Annotated in this window: 15 protein-coding genes and 1 tRNA gene; 8 read left to right on the top strand and 8 right to left on the bottom strand. The window is 43.2% G+C overall.

Annotated elements, in window-relative coordinates:
• Positions 1 to 593 (bottom strand): aldo/keto reductase (locus ABWY16_RS07650; RefSeq protein WP_353904051.1); only part of this gene is annotated, 593 nt, incomplete at its 3' end.
• Between the two features lie 244 nt (positions 594 to 837).
• On the opposite strand from ABWY16_RS07650, the gene ABWY16_RS07645 reads away from it, so the two are divergent.
• On the top strand, positions 838 to 2,856 hold the full coding sequence (locus tag ABWY16_RS07645) for a cation:proton antiporter domain-containing protein (protein WP_353904050.1): 2,019 nt from the start codon (positions 838 to 840) through the stop codon (positions 2,854 to 2,856).
• Between the two features lie 2 nt (positions 2,857 to 2,858).
• On the opposite strand, the gene ABWY16_RS07640 is transcribed toward ABWY16_RS07645, so the two are convergent.
• From ABWY16_RS07640 to ABWY16_RS07620, 5 genes are all read right to left on the bottom strand, one after another.
• Positions 2,859 to 3,416, bottom strand: a complete 558-nt coding sequence (locus ABWY16_RS07640) for a YfiT family bacillithiol transferase (protein ID WP_353904049.1) — start codon at positions 3,414 to 3,416, stop codon at positions 2,859 to 2,861.
• An 83-nt stretch (positions 3,417 to 3,499) separates the two neighbouring features.
• Complete coding sequence (locus ABWY16_RS07635; RefSeq protein WP_353904048.1) at positions 3,500 to 5,734, bottom strand: xanthine dehydrogenase family protein molybdopterin-binding subunit; 2,235 nt, start codon at positions 5,732 to 5,734, stop codon at positions 3,500 to 3,502.
• Positions 5,735 to 5,737: 3 nt separating this feature from the next.
• Positions 5,738 to 6,724, bottom strand: coding sequence for an FAD binding domain-containing protein (locus ABWY16_RS07630; RefSeq protein WP_353904047.1), 987 nt, complete (start codon positions 6,722 to 6,724; stop codon positions 5,738 to 5,740).
• Positions 6,721 to 7,356, bottom strand: coding sequence for a (2Fe-2S)-binding protein (locus ABWY16_RS07625; protein ID WP_353904046.1), 636 nt, complete (start codon positions 7,354 to 7,356; stop codon positions 6,721 to 6,723). The genes ABWY16_RS07630 and ABWY16_RS07625 overlap by 4 nt, the downstream gene beginning before the upstream one ends.
• 97 nt (positions 7,357 to 7,453) lie before the next feature.
• On the bottom strand, positions 7,454 to 8,794 hold the full coding sequence (locus tag ABWY16_RS07620) for a sigma-54-dependent transcriptional regulator (protein ID WP_353904053.1): 1,341 nt from the start codon (positions 8,792 to 8,794) through the stop codon (positions 7,454 to 7,456).
• 384 nt (positions 8,795 to 9,178) lie between these two features.
• Between ABWY16_RS07620 and ABWY16_RS07615 the strand changes: the two genes are divergently transcribed.
• The 7 genes from ABWY16_RS07615 to ABWY16_RS07585 all read left to right on the top strand — a co-directional run bounded on the left by ABWY16_RS07615 (position 9,179) and on the right by ABWY16_RS07585 (position 17,116).
• Positions 9,179 to 11,257 (top strand): HD family phosphohydrolase, encoded by a 2,079-nt coding sequence (locus ABWY16_RS07615; protein WP_502930988.1) that lies wholly within the window; start codon positions 9,179 to 9,181, stop codon positions 11,255 to 11,257.
• A 68-nt stretch (positions 11,258 to 11,325) separates the two neighbouring features.
• Positions 11,326 to 11,412 (top strand) — tRNA-Ser (locus ABWY16_RS07610).
• Between the two features lie 384 nt (positions 11,413 to 11,796).
• Positions 11,797 to 12,135 (top strand): hypothetical protein, encoded by a 339-nt coding sequence (locus tag ABWY16_RS07605; RefSeq protein ID WP_353904045.1) that lies wholly within the window; start codon positions 11,797 to 11,799, stop codon positions 12,133 to 12,135.
• Between the two features lie 71 nt (positions 12,136 to 12,206).
• Positions 12,207 to 13,211 carry an ABC transporter transmembrane domain-containing protein gene (locus ABWY16_RS07600; RefSeq protein ID WP_353904044.1) on the top strand — a complete coding sequence of 335 codons (1,005 nt, stop codon included), beginning with the start codon at positions 12,207 to 12,209 and terminating at the stop codon, positions 13,209 to 13,211.
• 1 nt (position 13,212) lies between these two features.
• Positions 13,213 to 14,571 (top strand): HlyD family secretion protein, encoded by a 1,359-nt coding sequence (locus ABWY16_RS07595; RefSeq protein ID WP_353904043.1) that lies wholly within the window; start codon positions 13,213 to 13,215, stop codon positions 14,569 to 14,571.
• Positions 14,572 to 14,586: 15 nt separating this feature from the next.
• Positions 14,587 to 16,092, top strand: coding sequence for a TolC family protein (locus ABWY16_RS07590; RefSeq protein WP_353904042.1), 1,506 nt, complete (start codon positions 14,587 to 14,589; stop codon positions 16,090 to 16,092).
• Positions 16,093 to 16,387: 295 nt separating this feature from the next.
• Positions 16,388 to 17,116: a methyltransferase domain-containing protein gene (locus ABWY16_RS07585; RefSeq protein WP_353904041.1), complete on the top strand. Its 729-nt coding sequence runs from the start codon at positions 16,388 to 16,390 to the stop codon at positions 17,114 to 17,116.
• Between the two features lie 10 nt (positions 17,117 to 17,126).
• Here ABWY16_RS07585 and ABWY16_RS07580 read toward each other — a convergent pair whose 3' ends face one another.
• The gene (locus ABWY16_RS07580; RefSeq protein WP_353904040.1) at positions 17,127 to 19,631 is read right to left on the bottom strand and encodes a tetratricopeptide repeat-containing sensor histidine kinase; all 2,505 of its coding nucleotides are present in this window, start codon (positions 19,629 to 19,631) and stop codon (positions 17,127 to 17,129) included.
• A gap of 74 nt (positions 19,632 to 19,705) precedes the next feature.
• Positions 19,706 to 20,924 (bottom strand): sigma-54 interaction domain-containing protein (locus tag ABWY16_RS07575; protein ID WP_353904039.1); only part of this gene is annotated, 1,219 nt, incomplete at its 5' end.

Raw genomic sequence — 20,924 nt, 5'->3', positions numbered from 1 at the left:
CCACGGCTCAGCACTGTGATATTGTGCTCTTCCAGCAGTCCAAAGCATTCTTCTTCCGGCCTTCTGTCCAGCAGACTGTATTGCATCATCACACTTACTATTCCGGATTTTTTAACATATTCCCTGATCACATTGGGACGGATAGATGATATACCGTAAAACCTGATCTTGCCATGCTGCTTCAGTTGCTCAAAAGCTTCGATGGTTTCATCTATAGGATCATCTATCGTACCGCCATGCAGCTGGTACAGATCTATATAATCGGTTTGCAAACGCTTCAGGCTTTCCTCTGCGGCAGCAATGATGTGTTTTTTTGAGGGGTTCCAGTCCCAGCCAGTTCCATCAGCCCGCCATTGATTGCCTGCCTTGGTAGCTATCACTACCTGGTCGCGCTGTGAACGCAGTAAATCCCCGATCTTCTTTTCGTTCTCCCCTTTTTCGTATAAATCTGCGGTATCAAAAAAGTTGATCCCTAATTCGAGAGCGCGCTGAACGATCTGCTCATTTTCCCTGGTGCTGCCCGTCAGGGACATACAGCCAAAGCCAACCCTGCTGATCCTGAGATCAGATTTTCCTATAATTGAATACTGCATTTGATGTCACTCCTTTAATTGTTGAACGTATGAACAACAGCTGAATTGCAATTTATAGTATTAGCAGTAGCTAAAGAAATTAATTTAGAAAATTTCCGCAAAAGCATACAGGAATACCTCAGGCCACAGCCGGAATGACATTTAACAGATGGAATACAGCAAAAAAAAGACTATTTTGCTGCTTTTGAGAACAATCATTGACGTACCAGGGTACAGCAGTGAAAATACCTATTTAAATATATATATGCAGACGAATTTTTTTGATCATATCACCAAACAATTCGACCTCCCTTTTACCAATCCGGTCCTTATCTTTTCTCTCATCCTTTTTATCATTCTTATAGCGCCAATTTTGCTGGGCAAAATTAAGATCCCCGGCATTGTTGGTTTTATCATTGCCGGTATACTGATCGGACCCAATGGATTTAATATTCTTAAGAAAAACTCGGCTATAGAGCTTTTCTCTACAATAGGCCTGTTGTACATCATGTTTATCGCCGGCATAGAGCTTGATCTTGCAGATTTTAAACGCAAAAAACATAAGAGTTTTGTCTTCGGCATTTTCACTTTCGCAGTGCCCATATTGATTGGCTTTCCTGTATGTTACTTCCTGCTGCATTATTCCATGCTGACTTCCATCCTAACCGCCAGCATGTTTGCTACACATACACTTGTAGCCTATCCTATCGTAAATAAGTTTGGGATTTCCAAAAACGAAGCCGTTGCAGTTACCGTAGGTGGTACAATCCTTACCGACACTGCGGTGCTGATCATTCTCGCCATTATCATGGGAGCGGTTGACGGGCAGCTCAACAGTGCTTTCTGGATCCAGCTGGCCATCTCCCTATCTATCTTTACAGCCACAGTATTTATTGTAATCCCAAGGATTGCCAAGTGGTTTTTCACGAAACTGGAAAGCGAGAAGACATCGCATTATATCTTCGTTTTGTCTGTAGTATTCTTTTCAGCTTTCCTGGCTCAACTGGCGGGGATTGAACCTATAATTGGCGCATTTGTAGCTGGTTTGGCGCTCAACCGTTTAATCCCGCATTCCTCCATACTGATGAACAGGATAGAATTTGTTGGTAATGCTTTATTTATTCCATTTTTTTTAATCAGTGTAGGTATGCTGGTCGATCTTCGGGTGCTCTTTAGAGGACCTGATGCCCTGATTATCGCAGGATCGCTCACCCTGGTAGCAATCTTAGGGAAATATCTTTCCGCAACTTTCACCCAATGGATCTTCAAATACACAAAAAACCAGCGCCTCCTTATTTTCGGGCTCAGCAGTGCTCATGCCGCGGCAACACTGGCTATTATCCTGGTAGGTTACCAGGCCAAAATAATTGATGACAATATCCTGAACGGAACTATTATTCTGATCCTTGTCACCTGCGTAGTGGCCTCTTTTGCTACCGAGCGCGCCAGTCGCGCGATAGTTGCAGCCGAGGAAATCACCGGACCAGACCAGCACCATACAGAAAACATCCTGATTCCGATTGCAGATTTTAATAATATGGATTCACTGCTTGATCTTGCCGTGTTATTCAAAGATCATAACAGCCTTCAGCCCATCAGCCTTTTGTCTGTAGTTCCGGATAGTGACAATGCACAATCTAACCTTCTTATTGCAAGAAAGAAACTAAATGATTCCGTAAAATATGCTTCCGGGAATGGAACTGTAGTAGAGGTAATTGCTACACTCGACCACAATGTGCCAAGTGGCGTATTGCGGATCGCTAAAGAAAAATCAGCCAATATCATTATCACCGGCTGGCGCAGACGAACTACAGTAATTGATAAGTTTTTGGGTGATAAGTCCTCTGCACTGATAGAAAACTCCCCTGCCAACCTGTTTATCCTGCATCTGGCCAAACCGATTACAGTGCATAAAAATATCCAGATGGTATGTCCTCCAGCTGCGCTGATGGAAAAAACCATGAACGTATGGTTGTCCAAAGTTTGTAAGTTAAGCTCAGAACTGAGCCTGGATGTGATCTGTTATTGTGATGAATCCACACAGATTCATATCCAGCATTTTCTTTCCCTTACCAAAACGAATGCTAACTTCATCTTTAATCCTACCGAAGTCTGGAAGGAATGGAAGCTGCTTAAATCAAGACTCACGGTTGACGACCTGCTGATTTTTGTTCTCGACCGCAAGATCGAAAGCACCTATATTCTGTCCCTTACCTATACACAAAGTAAACTGGAGCAGATGTTCGAAAACCAATCGAGATTACTGATCTATCCGCAAACCTAACCTTACCAGCCCATTCTTGAGCGGAGGGAAAGGATCTGTTCTGCATGATGTTTGCCATGCCAGTTGTAAATATTGGTCATCTGCCAAACCGGAACGTAGGTCTGATCTGCCGGATGGTAATATTCACGGGTCCAGTCCTCTTCAGTCAACTGCATCAGAAGCGAAACCCAGCGGCGGTGCAGCGCATGAATCAGAGTGATGGAAACATTTAAAGGCACATCTGTTACGTCAGGAAGCTCAGCCCAAAGTTTCTCATCATAAGGTTTGATAGTCGGGCGATCTTCAGTCAGCGCCAGCTTCAGGCGTATATACGCATTCATATGACTGTCGGCAACATGATGGATAACCTGAATGATCGTCCAGCCCCCCTCGCGGTAAGGGGTATTCAGCTGTGCTTCATCCAGATTTTCGATGCAATAATCAAATAATAGAGGAACAGAACGTATAGAACCTATCCAGCGTTGCAAAAGTTTATCATCGTACGTTTCAGCTGGTACAAACCGCCCAACGGGATAACTGTGTTTTTCCAACTGATTTTGTTGTTCTTCCTGGCTGCTCATAACGTATAAAGATTGAGCCTAAAAATAGCAAAAAAAAGCATGCTTCCATTAAAATGAAAGCATGCCTTATAAATTAATCAGGCTTAAATCAGCTTATCAGGAGTAATAGGCAGCTCCCTTACCCTTTTGCCAGTAGCGTTGTACACTGCATTGGCAACAGCTGGTGCCACACCGATAATTACAATTTCGCCCAGTCCTTTGGATCCCATAGGATTCAGATAAGGGTCTTTTTCATTGACAAACATCATGTCCATCTGTGGAATATCCGCCTGTACAGGTACATGGTAATCCCCGAAACTTGCAGTTACGGTACGGCCTGTGCGGTCATCCAGCACTACTTCTTCCATGAGAGCCATACCTATTCCCCCTACAATACCGCCCATGCTCTGGCTTCGTGCTGTTTTTGGGCTTACTACTGTTCCGCAATCAATTACAGATACGGCATTCTTTATTTTCACTACACCGGTAAGCTCATGCACATGGGCTTCAATGAAGTGAACTGAAAAAGAGTAAAACGAGTATTTCTTGCTTTCCTCACCTGGTGCCGCATCTCCTTTAATGACAATTTCATTGAGGTTATCCTCTTTAAACAACGAAGCGATCTCGACTTTTGATGAAGGATCATCAGTGTTCAGCAACTGGGAACCAGCGATTTTAATATTTTTAGCAACCGCATTTTTCCATTCCGGTTTCTGTTTAGCGGCGCGCTTAGCCAGTTCTACCTTCAGGCTATCACAAGTGGCCACAATGGCCGATCCTACAGTAGCTACCGTATTGGAACCACCCTGCATCGGGGCTTTTGGAAAGGTAGAGTTACCCAGCTGAAAGCTGATTTTTTCCGCTGGGATACCGAGATTTAGAGAAGCAATTGCTGTCATCGAGGTAGCAGTTCCCGGCCCTATGTCGGCAATAGCCGATTGCAGCAACAGCGAACCATCCGGTTTAAAGGTAGCCTTTGCCGATGCACCGCCCCTGAAGGCACCGAATGTACCGGTAGCTACACCGTAGCCTATCTTCCATTCTCCATCCTGCGTTGAATCAGGCAGGGCTTTACGTTTGTTCCAGCCAATCTTTTCGGCACCCAGTTCGTAACATTCTTTCAGATAGTTACTCGACCAGGGCATTTTTTTATCAGGATCCTCTGAGGCATAATTCGCCAGGCGCAATGCGATCGGGTCCATCTTGAGTTTATATGAAAGTTCATCCAGGGCACATTCCAGTGCAAATGAACCTGTAGCCTCACCCGGACCGCGCATTGGGGCAGGTGTACTCACGTTTAATGGGACAATCCTGTATTTAGTATCCACATTGGGAATATCATACATCATGCGCGACATGATCAGGACATTCTCGGTAAATTCTTCATACATCGAAGTCTTACCGTAAGAGGAATGAGATAAACCTATAATTTTCCCGTCTTTTGATGCACCAATAGCCACCTTTTGCAAAGTATGCGGACGATAACCCACCATGTAAGACATCTGGTTCCTGTGGAGCACAAGTTTAACAGGCTTCTGTACCTTTTTAGCTGCAAGAACCGCAATAATTTCATGCGGCCATACACGTAGTGCAGAACCAAACGCACCACCTACATAGGTAGAGAGCACCTTCACATTTTCAACCGGCAGCTGAAACGACTTGGCAATACTCGCCGCGGTTTGTTGTGAGCCCTGCGTTTTATCTACAAGTGTAAGTTTATCCGGGGCTTCCCAGTTTGCAATAATGGAATGCAGCTCCATAGGATGATGTGCCTCTGAGGGCTGGATATATTCTTCATTTACCTGGAATTCTGCATCTTTAAAAGCCTGGGCCTTTCCTCTAACAAAATCTGTTGTATACCCCTTAGGATCGGATTTTGCTTTTTTGGGAACAATAGCCCTGGATAAGTTGGCTTCTAGATTACTGTCTGCCTGCTGTTTTGAATAAGTTGCCTTAACCAATGTAGCAGCATATGTAGCCCTTTCAAAAGTATCAGCTATAACGATAGCAATTGGCTGCCCGTTATAATAAACATTGGGACTATCAAAAACCCGTAACTGCTTTTGGATTACATCCTGGTTCTGCAGCTTATATTCAGGCACTCCCGGCGTATTCAGATGTGAAATCACAGCGATTACACCTGGTGCCCATTCTGCTTTTTTTGTGTCCAGCGAAGTAATGACCCCGTTTCCGATCGTACTTTCTACAAGTACCCCATAAGTAAGTTCTTCCAGTTGTATTTCCGCTGTATATTTAGCGGCACCCATCACCTTCACACGGCCATCCACGCGGGACAATGCCATTTCCATATCTGCGTTTTCTAAATGTTTCTTGCTCATAATCTACGCCTTTACGCCCGAAGCTGTTTTTAATGCCTGGACCATTGTATTTGGAGCTAACTTGAGTTTAAAAGCGTTGTGCTCATAAGCTTTAGCACCTTTCATCGCCAGTTCGGCGGCCATTTTGAAATTCTCTACCGTAGCCTCTTTGCCTTTCAGCATCTGCTCCGCTTCCTTTAAGCGCCATGGTTTGTGTGCCACACCGCCCATTGCCAGGCGGATGTCCCTGATTGTTGTTCCGTCAAGATCCATAGCAACAGCAACTGATATCAACGCAAAAGCGTAGGATGTACGGTCGCGCACCTTAAGATAAGTTGTATGAGCAGCAAAATTATTGTCTGGTATCACCAGTCCGGTGATAATCTCTTTTCTGTCAAGCGTAGTATCCAGCTCAGGATGTGTTCCCGGTAAACGGTGGAATTCACTGATCGGAATTTTCCTGTTACCTTTTGGTCCTGAAACGAGAATCACCGCATCAAGTGCTGTCAGCGCCACATTCATATCACTGGGATTTACCGCAATGCATGAATTGCTTGCACCAAATATCGCATGCATTCTGTTATATCCTTCCAAAGCACCACAGCCCGATCCAGGTAGACGTTTGTTACAGGGAGCAGAAATATCATAGAAATAACCGCAGCGTGTGCGCTGTAATAAATTGCCGCCCATAGTGGCCTTGTTTCTCAACTGTGCGGACGCTCCTGCAAGCATAGCCTGTGACAGCAGGGGCTGATATTTCAGCACATCCGCATTTCCGGCTGCAACTGCATTTCTCACTGTAGAACCGATATGCAGGGATCCTTCTTCTTTTTTGATGACATCAAAACTCAGGTGGTTTACATCTACAAGTTTATCCGGCGCCATCACGCCATATTTCATCAGATCGATCAGGTTTGTACCCCCTGCAACAAGTTTTGCTGCAGGGTCTTTTGACAACTCAGCAATAGCGGCCACTTGGCTGCTTACCCTTTTAAATTGGAAATTGTTCATATTGCACCTCCCTCTTTCACTTCCTTAATTGCATTCACGATATTCGCATATGCACCACACCGGCAAATATTCCCACTCATGAATTCTCTGATTTCAAGTTCCGAATTGGCGTGTCCTTCATGAATACAAGCTACAGCCGACATGATCTGTCCGGGCGTACAGTATCCGCATTGGAACCCGTCATGTTTGATAAACGCTTCCTGCATCGGATGCAGTTTGTTGCCATCAGATAAGCCTTCGATAGTTGTTATTTTGGCACCTTCATTCATTACCGCAAGCTGTAAACAGGATAATGATCTTACTCCATCTATATGTACTGTACATGCTCCGCATTGCCCCTGGTCACATCCCTTTTTGGTACCTGTGAGTTTGAGTCTTTCCCTGAGCAGGTCAAGTAAGGTTGTACGGGGTTCAACTTTTAAATTATGTTGCTGGCCGTTGATTTCGATGCTCAGTGGCATTTGTTCAATGGCTTCGGAAAGTCTTTCGTCTAATTTGAGATCAGATGCTTTTACAGCAGCCACCGGGGTTAGAGCAATGGCAGTGATCACAGAAGATTTTTTCAGAAAATCCCGGCGAGAATTGCCAGTCATATCCTTATCTTCCTTATCCCGGGTAGTATTTTCTATCATTAGCGTATATTATAGTTTGATCTATCAACTACCAATTTCGGGCATTTGTTTGAGGGATTGGCCAATAATAACAGAGAAAATACAGTATAGAATGAGTCTAATTAATTGAGCCGATATGGTACTCCTCGAGTTTTCTGTAAAGCGTGGTGAGACCAATCCCCAGGAGCCTTGATGTTTCAGTTTTATTATTCTGTGTATACTTTAATACTTTCATAATATGCATCTTCTCCACGGTTTCCATTTTCATCGAATCCCCCTCAACAGTTCCCTGATGATATTCGTAGGGCAGCAAAGAAGCATTCAGCACAGTACTGTCGGCAAGGATGACTACCCTCTCGATAACATTTTTGAGTTCCCTGATGTTGCCCTTCCAGCCATGGTTTTGCAGCAATGCTATGAATTGCTCGTCCATTGTAAAATCAGGCTTGTTCACTTTCGCTGCAAACTGTTTCAGATAGTGGTCAGCGATCAGTGATATGTCTGATTTCCTGTCTTTCAGCGAAGGTAAGTCAATGGAAAATACAGAAAGCCTGTAAAAAAGATCAAGCCTGAAGCGTCCTTCTTCAGCTTCAGCTTTAAGATCACGGTTTGTAGCCGCAATAATTCTTACATTTACTTTGGTCGTCTGGGTATCGCCGACTTTGATAAAAGTCTGGCTTTCCAGCACGCGCAGCAGCTTAGCCTGCAGATCAAGGTTCATTTCCCCAATCTCATCCAGGAAAAGCGTTCCCTCATTCGCCTCCTGCAGCAAACCTTTTTTATCTTTCTGTGCTCCCGTAAATGCACCCTGTTTATACCCAAACAGTTCGCTTTCCAAAAGGTCTGGATTAAAACCACTGCAATTCAGGGCTACAAATGGCTTCAGTTTACGCGGACTTTCATAATGTATGGCCTGGGCAAAAACCTCTTTGCCGGTGCCGGTTTCTCCCAGCAACAGAACGGTGGTATCTGTAGGTGCTACCCTCTTCGCCAGATCTACAGCCTGTAAAATAACCTTAGACTGCCCCAGGATGGAGCTGAAATCATATTGTTTTTGAATTTTGGATTCCAGTTCGAACACACGGAACTGTAATCTGGCTTTATCCATAGCCTTATATACCAATGGTATAATCTTGTCGTTATCGTCTCCCTTGGTGATATAATCGAACGCTCCGTTTTTCATGGCTTTTACACCATCCTGGATCGTACCAAAAGCTGTCAGGCTGATTACCTCAGTATATGGTTTCGAATCCTTGATCTGTTTGACCAGCTCTATACCATTCATATCCGGCAATTTCACATCACTGATCACCACATGCACTTCCTGTGCGGCTAAAATTTTGAGTCCTTCTCTGGCTGTATTTGCCTGGAAAACCGTAAAACCTTCCAGTTCAATTATTCTCGCAAGAAGACTGCAAATCTTTTTTTCATCGTCAATGATCAGGACACTTTGCTGCATGGTTAAAAATTTCAGCAAAAATACTTATAAAAAACAAAAAGCTTCCACTTTTGATGGAAGCTTGTAGAAAATGTAAATTCTTTAAATAGTTTTAGCGTATGTTCTTTTGAAAACGCGCCAAACCGATTATCCCTAAAACTGATGTTAAAACTACTGTGATCATACCCTTATTTATTTTGGTTAGTAATCGAAGTTAAATAATATTTTAAATAAACCAAACAATTTTTGTTCTTATGTGTATACCTACGGAAAACGAATCCTGCCGGATTTAATGAACCATAAAAATTGTTTTTTTTTACCTCTGTATCAGCATTTAATTAGATGATCTGCGTTAGCGGATAGGTAAATAAAAAATCTTATTTTTGACAAATCAATTTAATCATCTTGGCTAAGATCAAAAAGAACTCTCACAGGATCCTCTACAGAAAGTACTCCTCTAATATTAAATATATTATGATGGCGCTGACTGTGCTCATTATCACCTTTTTCTTACCCAAGCAGCCCCGTTTCAGGTACGAATTTCAGAAGGGAAGAATTTGGCTCAATAAAGATCTCATCTCCCCTTTTAGTTTTGCTATCCTTAAGACAAATCCCCAGGTCAATACCGATAAAAAAGATGCGCTTGAAAATGTGCTGCCGATCTACCGTTATGACCACAATCTGTTTAATAACGTGGAGGAAGCTTATGCGAATGAATTTGACGTGAAATGGCGCGGGAACACTTTTCCTGAAGAGGGCAAAGAATTCACCAAGGCAACTTCATTACGATTGCTTAAAAGCATTTATGATAAGGGTATTATCGCCACCAATCCGAAACACCAGAAAGGCCAGCCGTTTTATGATATTTCGATGCTGGACAACAATATCTCTACTACGGTAAGTACCCAGGACCTGTATACAGTACAAAGTGCGCTTGATTATTTCAATAACACCTTCACTTCTATCAACCTGAAGGAAAAAGAGGTAGTGATGAATCTTGTGGAAGATCATCTTCAGCCAAATATTGTATTTGACGAGAAGCTTACTGCAATCGTTCAGGACAATACCATTAACAGCCTTTCGACAACCCGCGGGATGGTTCAGAAGGGAGAAGTGATCATTGCAAAGAACAACGTAATCGATGACGAAGCGTACCAGAAATTACAATCTTTCAAAGAAACCTACGAGGCACAGACAAAAACGATTGGCGACAGTAATCTGGTTTACCTGGGTCAGATCCTGTTAGTGGCATTTGTATTAAGTCTGCAGATGGTTTTCCTTTACCTGTTCAGGAAGGATATCTTTGCTGATAACAGGCAACTTTCCCTGTTACTGCTGGTCATTACTACCATGTTGCTCGCACTGACCTGGTCTATCAAACTCAACCTGCCCAACGTTTACTACATTCCCTTTTGTATTGTGCCTATCATTATCCGAATCCTGTTTGACACCAGGCTGGCTTTATACCTCCATTTACTGGTAATACTGATTGCAGGTTTCTTTGTACCCAACAGCTTCGAATTTGTGTTTTATGAAACTACTGCGGGTATGGTTGCTATCTATAGTATCCGTAATCTCATTAAAAGAGAGCAGCTGCTGCTTTCTGCACTGTTTATCCTTACTGCTTATTTTATTTGTTTTCTTGGTATTGCGCTTTTGCGCGAAGGGTCATTCCAGGAGATTGAGTGGATTAACTTTGTACCGTTTGTGATCAGTGTATTACTGTCTCTCCTTGCCTACCCGCTCATCTATGCCTTTGAGCGTGTTTTTGGGATTACTTCTGATGTGGCTCTGATCGAATTGACGAATACAAATAATAAATTACTTCGGGAGCTTGCTTTTAAAGCACCCGGGACATTCCAGCATTCGCTGCAGGTAGCTAACCTGGCAGAAGCTGCTATCTTTAAAATCGGAGGTAATTCCTTACTTGTACGTGCCGGTGCACTTTACCATGATATCGGTAAGATTGAGAATCCGCAGTACTTTATAGAGAACCAGAATACCTCACTCAGTCCGCATGACAAGCTGCCTTATGAGCAGAGTGCCCAGATCATCATTAAGCACGTACATAAAGGCATTGAGATCACCCGGAGGAACCAGTTACCGGAAAGTGTGATAGACTTCATTAGAACGCACCATGGCAATACCCGTGTAGATTTCTTTTACCAGTCTTTCCTGAAGAATTCTCCAGAGAAATTTGTGGATGAAAATATCTTCAGGTATCCGGGTCCTATCCCATTTTCTAAGGAAACTGGGGTATTAATGCTGGCAGATTCGGTCGAAGCGGCATCCAGAAGTATCAAAAATCCGGACGCTCAAAACATCAATGACCTCGTAGAACGCATCATTAACTACAAATTGGAACAAAATCAGTTAGATAATTGCGATTTAACGTTAAAAGATTTAGAAACTATAAAGCTGATATTCAAGACAATGCTCATGAGCATCTATCATGTGCGTATAGATTACCTTCAAAACGTGTAAAATAATTTTTGTGAATATGTTTGAATTACTATATTTGCAATCCCGAAAAACGGGTAACAATTTTAAACGGAGGGATGCCTGAGTGGCCGAAAGGAACAGTTTGCTAAACTGTCGTACTGGCAACGGTACCGAGGGTTCGAATCCCTCTTCCTCCGCTGAAATACATTAAAAAGCTTTAAATCTCGGTTTAAAGCTTTTTTTGTTTACCTGGGATTTTTCTGTTAATTTCATAGATCATGACGACCAAAATCTCAGACCATAGGCCCGTATGATTAAGCTGCTCGTTAATTAATTCCATCATCAAATCAACCAATCAACCAGAATAATATCCTTTAAGATAGATCTTGTTCAGATTCAATCCGTAAATGTGCTGAGACAGTAGTTGGAGGAAATCAGGTTTTCAGAAAATTAGTTGATTAATAATTCAAATAATGCAATGTAATACAGCTTTTACTCAAAAAAGCTGTATTACATTGCATTAATATGTTTATCCGCGGTCTTCTGAAATGAATTAATATTTATATTTGCGGCATCTAACGATGAAGATATTAAGGGAAAAATCGCTCAAAAACATTTTTGGAATCATGATGGTCTGCATCATGCTCTTAAAAATATGCGCCCTTTCCATATCTCATTTTTCATCTTCTGCCACTGATCCTATTTCGGTGGAAAAAAATTCCGAAGAAGGTAAAGACAGCAAAGAAGAACCTACTGATAAAAATGATAAAAAGCACCTCACCTGCGAGTTCATCTATTTAGATCATGGACATCTTTTATTGATAGATCCTCTGCCGGTAAGCGTTTATTCCTACCTCATGCAGATTGGCAGCCATCCGCTGAAAACTGTTCCTACCCCGCCTCCCGATATTCTTGTATAAGTTATTAAGGTGATGCATGCAACACTGCACATCAGTCAAAATTAATTTATCAAAATACTCTTATTTTCAGGATGAAGAAAAATCATGCTGCCGGAGCCCCAACGCCCTGGCAAAGACTAGTACGTATACTTTATTACGAACGTTCTACTATCAATTATATATACATTTACGCCATGCTCATTGGCTTAATCGGTTTAACACTCCCTTTAGGCACAAGTGCTGTTTTTAACTTATTGTCTAACGGTGCCATGTACAGCTCAACGTATATTCTGATCGCCGTTATTTTGATTGGAATTGTCAGCGGCGGATTGCTGCTGATCGGACAGCTCACTCTGGTAGAAGTGATCGAACAAAAAATATTTACCAAAGCAGCACTCGAATTTGCGTTTCGTTTGCCGCGAATCAAAAAGCAGGCGCTTGAAGGCGAAAACCCTGCAGAACTGGTTAACCGTTTCTTTGATATCCTTACCATACAAAAAGGACTGACCAAGTTGCTTGTTGATATCGTAGCCGCAGCAGTGCTTATATTTTTCAGCGTTATCCTGTTATCATTTTATCATCCGGTATTTATGGCCTTCGGCATTTTTGTCATTCTGGTGATTGTACTGGTAGTGGTTTTATATTACAGACAGGGAGTAAATACAAGTATTGAAGAATCTGAATATAAGTATGAGGTAGTAGCATATCTCGAAGAAGTTGCCGGCGATCTTGATGCCTACAGGCACAATGCGGCTAAATGTGAGGAAGTACTTAAACGCACCGATGAGATTACAGCAAATTACATCCAGGCGCGTAATGACCATTTTAGTATACTCAAAAGGTTCTTTGTAAGTGCTGTCGCAATGCGTACCATTCTAATGGGCGCACTGCTGCTCATGGGCTCCTACTTTGTTGTAGAGCGTCAGATGACCTTCGGACAATTTGTGGCTGCCGAAGTGATCATTGTGCAGATCAGCTATGCGATAGAAAAATTGATGACAAATCTAAATACCGTTTTTGATATGGTGACAGGCAGTGAAAAACTTGCGGTTGTGACCGATCTTGAACTTGAAGAAGGAGGTAAAACACATGGCTAGGATGAATAATAATTTAGCCCGGATCACGAACTGGGAAGAAATGTCCCTGCAGTCCAATGCAAAGATCCTGCAGGCGAAAGGCCCCAAACTACTGGGACGGATCATGCTGATTGTGCTGTTCCTTTTCTTCATATTGCTTCTGCTTCCCTGGAGGCAAACGATTCCCGGCCGTGGAACAGTAACTGCGTTAAGACCTGAAGACAGGCCACAGACCGTTCAGAACCAGATCGGCGGACGTATAGAACACTGGGCTGTACGCGAAGGACAGGAAGTGAAAAAAGGTGATACTATTCTGGTGATTTCTGAAACCAGCCAATCCTATTTTGACCCTGAACTGCCGACGCGTTTAAACGAACAGCTTGATGCCAAACGCGGCAGCGAAACGGCAGCATCACAAAAAATGGAAGCGACCACTTCGCAGATCAGGGCGATGAGCAATGGCTTAAGATTCCAGCTCAGCGCAGCTGAAAACAAAGTGAAGCAGGCTGAAAACTATGTCAGGATTGACAGTGCAGAACTGCTCGCGGTGGAAAAGTATTTCGAGACTACAAAATCACGTTTACAGCGTTATGAAGCAGGTTACAAAAATGGCTTATTCTCATTGACAGATATAGAAACACGCAGGCTCAAACTACAGGAAGATAATGCGAAAGTAATTGGCTCACAAAACAAACTGAGCAATTCCAGACAAAACTTACTGAATTCACGGATTGACCTTGATAATATCAGGGCTAAATACCAGGAATCGCTTGCTAAGGCACAATCAGACATGAGTTCGGCAATTTCCAGCAGGGCCAGCGCACAGGGAGAAATTGCAAAATTGAGGAACGATATTTCCAATATCACCATCAGACGGGGTCTATATGTTGTGAGGGCACCGCAAAGCGGATTTGTAGTAAAAACAATGAAAGCCGGTATTGGCGAAAACATCAAGGAAGGTGAATCCGTAGCTACACTTCAGCCCAGCAATCCACAGGTAGCCGCAGAACTCTACGTAAGTGCTAATGATGTACCATTAATCCTGGACACGAGTGATGTACGGATACAATTTGAGGGCTGGCCTTCGGTCCAGTTTTCAGGATGGCCATCTGTGGCCGTAGGTACGTTTGCAGGCAAGATCTATGCAATTGACCGGGTAAGCAGCAGCGGAGGTAAATACCGCGTGCTTATTAGTCAGGCCAATCCTGTTCCAACTAAGGATGAGCCCTGGCCACCACAGCTGCGTCAGGGATCAGGAGTATACGGGCGAATTATCCTGAGATCAGTACCCCTGTGGTATGAAATCTGGCGTCAGCTTAATGGATTCCCGCCAAGTCTTGAAAAAGAGCCAACCGGCGAAGGTAAAAGTAAAAAAGAATAAAGAGGAGGTCATCAGATGAAGATATATTTCAGGAGATTTCCTGCCACAGGCCTGCTGATAGTATTGCTACTTGGCGCAGTAAATAGTATTGCCCAAACAAATATCAGTAGCAGCCAGACAAATAAAAACGTTTTTCAAAATCCACCTGTAGCTGATACGTCCAAGGTGTTTTCGCTTGAAGACCTGCAGCTGCTGGTTTTCAGGTACCACCCTATTGTTAAACAGGCTGCCCTACTGAGCGAATCTGCAAGGGCAAATGTGCTGCAATCGCTGGGATATTTTGATCCTGCGCTTAAAGCTGGTTTCCACCGCAAGCTCTTTGGTCATACAGATTACTACAATAACTGGAACAGTGAGCTAAAAGTACCTTTGTGGCTTGCCGGGGCCGACCTGAAAGTGGGTTACGACAGAAGCGTGGGCACTTATACTAACCCCGAAACACGTACTCCTGCGGGGGGACTTTCGGGTGTAGGGCTAAGCATCCCACTAGGTCAGGGATTGATTATTGACGCGCGTCGCAGTACGTTGCGCCAGTCTAAAATAATGGTGCAGTATGCGGAAGCCGAACAGCTCAAACAAATCAACAGTGTATGGTATGGCGTGGTCAAAGACTACTGGAACTGGTACTACGCCTACAGGCAGTTTGCATTGGTTAACGAAGGTGTAGAGCTTGCCAAACGCAGGTTCGAGGCATTGAGCAGGCAGACATCCATTGGAGATAAACCTGTCATAGACTCTGTTGAAGCGTATATCACAGTACAGGAGCGTATTATCCAGAAAGAGAAAACCAGGATAGAGCTGCAAAATGCCAGTCTGGTATTGTCCAATCATTTGTGGAGCGCTGAGGGCAACCCAGTTGAACTCCCTCTGGATGCAGCACCGCAGATCGTCGATGAGAAGATTACCAAACCTCAGCAGGCTGTGCTGGATACACTGATCGGCAATGCTTCCGGCCAGCATCCTGAACTGTTGAAGTTACGCAGTAAAGGCGCGCAACTGGCCGTGGAAAGAAGTTACCGCCAGGAAATGTTGAAACCAAAACTCAATGTCAGCGGTACCCTGATTGCAAACCGGAACAACTTCAGGAATACGGTGCCCGATTATTATGATTTCAACTGGAGCAATTATAAGCTTGGAGTTGAGTTTGCTTTTCCTCTTTTCTTACGTGCAGAACGTGGTAAACTGAAAGAAGTGAAAATTAAACAGCGGGAACTGGATTATGATTTGCAGCAAACTGGGCGCGAGATCAGGAACAATATCCTTGCATCATATAACGATCTTTCTGCTTATTCAGCACAGCTTAATGTGCAGGTGCAAAGTATCAATAATCAGCAGACATTGCTGAAAGGGGAAACCCAGAAATTTGAGCTGGGCGAAAGTACCCTGTTTCTCATCAACAGCCGTGAGTCAAAACTGATTGACATGAAAATTAAGCGGGAGAGTATGATCTCTGGCTATCAAAAAACACTTGCCGAACTGTATTACAAAGCAGGAACCCGGCAGGATGTGTCCCTATACTAACCAAATAGAATTTCCGAACCCCTGCGCGTCTGATGATGCGCAGGGGTTTTGTTATTCCATTTCTATTGCCAAACTGATTTCCAATGTTCATCTTTGTGTTATATATCTCCTCAAGGTATGCCCCCCTGCAAAGCGAAAAATGCATCAATCAATGCATAACTTACAAAATACAAACCTGACTTGCACGGGGCGGTGGGCTGAATGCTGCGAATCAGTATGACTTCCAAACATTATTGGAATCCCAAGTGTTCTCTGAGTTAGCTTTCATTGATCAAGATAAACTTAAGCCCAATTTATGAAGGATAATTTTTCAGTACAATCTGCCGGATATGCACAATTCAGGCCTACCTATCCAACCGAATTATACGACTTCCTTTTTTCCTTAGTAAGTGATAAACAGACAGCATGGGATTGTGCAACAGGCAATGGCCAGGTTGCTACGGAACTTGCTGAACATTTTAACCAGGTATTTGCAACTGATATCAGCCAGAATCAATTGTCGCACGCTGTGCAAAAGGAAAATATCTCCTACCTGCTTCAAAGCTCAGATAAAAGCACTTTTGAAGATTACACATTCGATTTAATAACCGTTGCCCAGGCCATACACTGGTTTGATTTTGACGCTTTTTATTCCGAAGTGAAGAGAACACTGAAACCCTTCGGAATCTTTGCAGCATTTGGTTATGGGGTGATGCAGATTGATGAAAAGGTGGATATTGTTATTCACAAGTTATACAAAACGATCTTAGGCCAGTATTGGGATGAAGAACGTAAGTATATAGATGAAGGATATAACAGCCTGCCCTTCCCTTTCCAGGAATTACAGGTGCCTAACTTTTCCATCAAAACCTCCTGGAGTTTCGAACAGCTTACCGGATACCTCAATACCTGGTCTGCCGTACAGCATTTTAAAAAAGCAAACGGCAGCAATCCACTGGAAATGGTTATAGAAGAACTACAACTTGCCTGGGGCGAAGGTGATAAAGACATAACATTCCCTATACTGATGAAAGTGGGAAAATAATCACTTTGGTTTATGTCTCTGCTGTGTTATACTGATAAAGAGTCTCATTTGGTTTAACTAGTAAAAACTTAACGCTTACGCTCACACCCTCAGTTGAACTTATGGAAATCTCTCCACCTATCTGCTGGCTGAGCCCCTGCATCAGCACCATGCCAAGGGTATTGCTGGATTCAAAATCAAAACCCGGAGGCAGTCCGATGCCATTATCCGAGATGCTGAAATTGTAATAGTCATCACCGATAGGTTCCAGTACAATTGTAACCTTACCATATTCGTTGTTTGGAAAGGCGTACTTGATAATATTAGTCATAGCCTCATTGATGATCAGTCCCAGCGGCATAGCCTGAACAATGTCGAACTGGAGGGATGGGATCTCGAACTCAAAATTGATGCGCTGGTTGTAATGGAAGGAGTCGCACAGAAACTTCATCAGATCAACGATATAAGAGCGGATATCTATTGACGACACAGTTTCCGACTGGAAAATCTTCTCGTGGATCAGTGAGATGGAATGCATCCTGTTCTGACTGTCACGGATGGCAGAAACAGCAACAGCATCATCCGTGTAATTTACTTGTGTATTCAGTAAACTCACCACCACCTGCAGGTTATTTTTTACCCGATGATGGATCTCCTTTAGCAGCCATTCCTTTTCTACCAGCAGTTTCAGCTGTTTATCAATCAGATCCTGCATGGAATTGTTTTTCGAAGTGATCTCCCGCTGATGCAAAACCAGCATTTGGTTTGCATCTTTCCTGTTTTTAAACTGGGTATATAAAAGAATGATGATCAGTAAAAGTGCCAGCGTTCCGCTTATAGTAATCTTGGCAATCAGGTCTGCTTTTTTAAGCTCATCCCGCTGCAGCATGGATTCTTTGCGCAGCAGCTGATTATCTGCTTCCTTTTTATCCGTGCCGTATTTGATCAGCAGTTCCTGTATCTGGCTTTCCTTCTCCTTATTGAAGATCGTATCGTTTATAGATTTATATCTTTTATAATGTACCAGCGCAGTGGCAAGGTCATTCTTTGCAGAATCTGCACGGTACAATTTCAGATACACATCTTTGATTCTTGACAAGGGATATACCCCCGGCGGCATTTGCAGGATTTTCTGCAGAAAATACTCAGCTTTGGAATAAGCACCCTGTGAGATATAAAAATCAGCGAGTATATGATAAGAATCTGAAGAACTAAAAGTATGTACCTTCGCCAGGCCTTCCCATTTTAACATCTCCAGGTAGTACTTTTCTGCCAGTGGGTAGTTCTTCTGGTATTGATAACAATTGCCTTTGATTGCGGCAACAAGTTCATTCTCCAGCGGAGTAGAATCCTCTGTCTTGTGAATAGTGTTCAGCATTTTCAATACCTGATTGGATTTCCCTTCTTTGATCAGGTAATCGGAGAGATCCTTGAGGTTGGTATACATGAATTCCGACTTCTTCTTTTTCAGCGATTCAAGTGTTTTTCTATAGTAAAGAACACTATTGCTATCGTCCCCCATTTCATTGTAAATACGCGCCAGGCCACTGTAATATTCAACTTCAGTCTCGTCGCTCTCTGTCTGCTGTGCACTATTTACAGCTTCCAGTGCATAAAACAGTGCATTGCTCAGATCCCCGGCAAAAAGGTAACAGCCGGAAAGCTGCGAATAGACATGCTGGATATGTTTATAATGGTGTGATTTATACCAATTCACTACCTGTAGCAATTGTTTTTCAGCAAGATCCAGTTTACCTGAATTGAAGTTCAGCTCGGCAATTGCCCTCAGCATGTTAATCTTTTCTACTTCATTTCTCTCAAGGCCAAAAAGCGCCATCGATTTGTAATAGGCGGCCAGCTTTTCTTTAGCTTCGGAAAATAAATAATGATCACCCAGGGTAGAATAAGCTTCTGCTGCACCATCGATATCATTTTTACGCAGACATTCGTTTGCAAGTGCCATGTATAAGGGCCTGGTCCCCTCCTTATCCCCCCTTTCCAGCTTGACCGTGATCTGGTATAGCTGGATCAGGTCCTCAGTGGCCACATCATGTACGAGACGGCTTAGCTTTCTGGAGGAATTAAAAAAAAGTTCTGCGCTATCAAGATCCTTTTTGAACTCGCCACTTCTAAAGAGGTAGCTCCTGCCAAGGGTCAGCATCAGGTTCTTTCTGAACTGCAGATCACCATCAGCTAACATAGCTTTTGCTTCATCCATCCTTTTGCGGCGGATCAGCACTTTGGCTATATTAACCTTCGACCAGCTTTCGGGATCCAGTGCGGGATTAGCCCTTTTAATTGCATAAGCCGCCCGGGCATAATACAGTGTACTATCCAGATTCTTCTCATTAATAACTTTATTGTAATAATAGAAATCACTGATCCTTAGATTTAGAATCAGCCGGTAACGGGTAGTGTGCTTTTGCCGGAGCATTGTTTTCAGGTCGGATAAAGAATACTGCTGCTCTTTTGCACCGAAAACTGTCAGGCTTTGCAGTAGAATGAAGAAAAACAATAGGAAAAAAGATCTTCGCATTGCAGCGAAAATAATCAAAATATTTATCATCCCGGATAAGGTGATAAGATTGCCCTATCAAAGGGCAGAATCATTTAATAGCTGTGCCTCTTGGCCAAACCCAGCCTTTTGAGCTTTGAATTGAGTGTTGTTGCAGGGATACCCAATAGCTTTGCAGCGCCATGAGGCCCTGAAACCTTTCCGTTACAGCGTTCCAGTACAGATAAAATATGATCCCGCTCATTTTCAAACACTGTCTTTACCGCCGAGCCGGTGACATACTGAGCCAGCGAACCCTGCTCTTCTTTGGGAATTGCGAGATCGGTGATCACAGGCTGCGGAGTAAGTAAAACCTGTCTTTCCACAAGATGCTCCAGTTCCCTGACATTCCCAGGCCAGCTGTAAGCCATCATAGAGGCAATTACTTTTTTCGAAAAACCCTTGATATTCCTGCCGGATTTGGTACTGAAACGGTGTAAAAAATATGCTGCCAGTGCAGGTATGTCGGATTTTCTTTCCCGAAGTGCAGGAAGTACAATAGGAAAGACGTTCAGCCTGTAGAAGAGATCAGTCCTGAACCTGCCCGCTTCAACTTCGTCAGCAAGGTTTTTGTTTGTTGCAGAGATAATTCTGACGTCGGTAGCGACCGTATTTTTTCCACCGATACGTTCAATTTCCTTTTCCTGAAGAACCCTTAGCAGTTTTACCTGCAGCGCCAGGGATAGCTCTCCTACCTCATCAAGGAAAATCGTTCCTTTATCGGCCTGTTCAAACTTCCCTATTCTTCTATCCGTGGCCCCGGTAAAACTTCCTTTTTCATGTCCGAATAACTCAGATTCGATCAGATTTGGAGGAACTGCCGCACAGTTGATCCTGATCATCGGCTGATTCTTTCTGCCTGAATTCTGATGGATTGCTTTTGCTATCAGTTCCTTTCCTGTCCCGGTTTCCCCAAGGATAAGCACAGTGGTATCTGCTGATGCAATTCTTTCCAGCAGTTTAAATATCTGCTGCATCGCCGGACTGCTGCCTGCAATCTCAGGATAGTGGTAAGTATGTGCAGGAACTTCATCAAAATAAACCAGTTCCTTGTTGAGTTCTTCTTTATACCTCTCAATTTCTATCTGCTGTTTTTTGATTGTTAACAGCAATTCATCACTGTTCTGCAGGGCTGATAACGGTGGCAACGATTCCGAATCGGCTGGTATTTCTCTATGGCTTATCATATTAGTATGATCCACAGTATTCAGAAGCCCCGACAGCAGATCTGAAATATTACAGCAGAAGTTCAGTGCCTCGGAGCTGAATTGCTGA

Source organism: Pedobacter sp. (assembly GCF_040513095.1).
GTDB lineage: Bacteria > Bacteroidota > Bacteroidia > Sphingobacteriales > Sphingobacteriaceae > Pedobacter.
This window is presented reverse-complemented; position numbering and strand designations above follow the sequence as displayed.

Excerpts from the sequence above, each read along its gene's own strand:
- ABWY16_RS07645 (WP_353904050.1), top strand. The coding sequence starts at position 838 with ATGCAGACGAATTTTTTTGATCATATCACCAAACAATTCGACCTCCCT.
- ABWY16_RS07640 (WP_353904049.1), bottom strand. The coding sequence starts at position 3,416 with ATGAGCAGCCAGGAAGAACAACAAAATCAGTTGGAAAAACACAGTTAT.
- ABWY16_RS07635 (WP_353904048.1), bottom strand. The coding sequence starts at position 5,734 with ATGAGCAAGAAACATTTAGAAAACGCAGATATGGAAATGGCATTGTCC.
- ABWY16_RS07630 (WP_353904047.1), bottom strand. The coding sequence starts at position 6,724 with ATGAACAATTTCCAATTTAAAAGGGTAAGCAGCCAAGTGGCCGCTATT.
- ABWY16_RS07625 (WP_353904046.1), bottom strand. The coding sequence starts at position 7,356 with ATGATAGAAAATACTACCCGGGATAAGGAAGATAAGGATATGACTGGC.
- ABWY16_RS07620 (WP_353904053.1), bottom strand. The coding sequence starts at position 8,794 with ATGCAGCAAAGTGTCCTGATCATTGACGATGAAAAAAAGATTTGCAGT.
- ABWY16_RS07605 (WP_353904045.1), top strand. The coding sequence starts at position 11,797 with ATGAAGATATTAAGGGAAAAATCGCTCAAAAACATTTTTGGAATCATG.
- ABWY16_RS07600 (WP_353904044.1), top strand. The coding sequence starts at position 12,207 with ATGAAGAAAAATCATGCTGCCGGAGCCCCAACGCCCTGGCAAAGACTA.
- ABWY16_RS07595 (WP_353904043.1), top strand. The coding sequence starts at position 13,213 with ATGAATAATAATTTAGCCCGGATCACGAACTGGGAAGAAATGTCCCTG.
- ABWY16_RS07590 (WP_353904042.1), top strand. The coding sequence starts at position 14,587 with ATGAAGATATATTTCAGGAGATTTCCTGCCACAGGCCTGCTGATAGTA.
- ABWY16_RS07585 (WP_353904041.1), top strand. The coding sequence starts at position 16,388 with ATGAAGGATAATTTTTCAGTACAATCTGCCGGATATGCACAATTCAGG.
- ABWY16_RS07580 (WP_353904040.1), bottom strand. The coding sequence starts at position 19,631 with ATGCGAAGATCTTTTTTCCTATTGTTTTTCTTCATTCTACTGCAAAGC.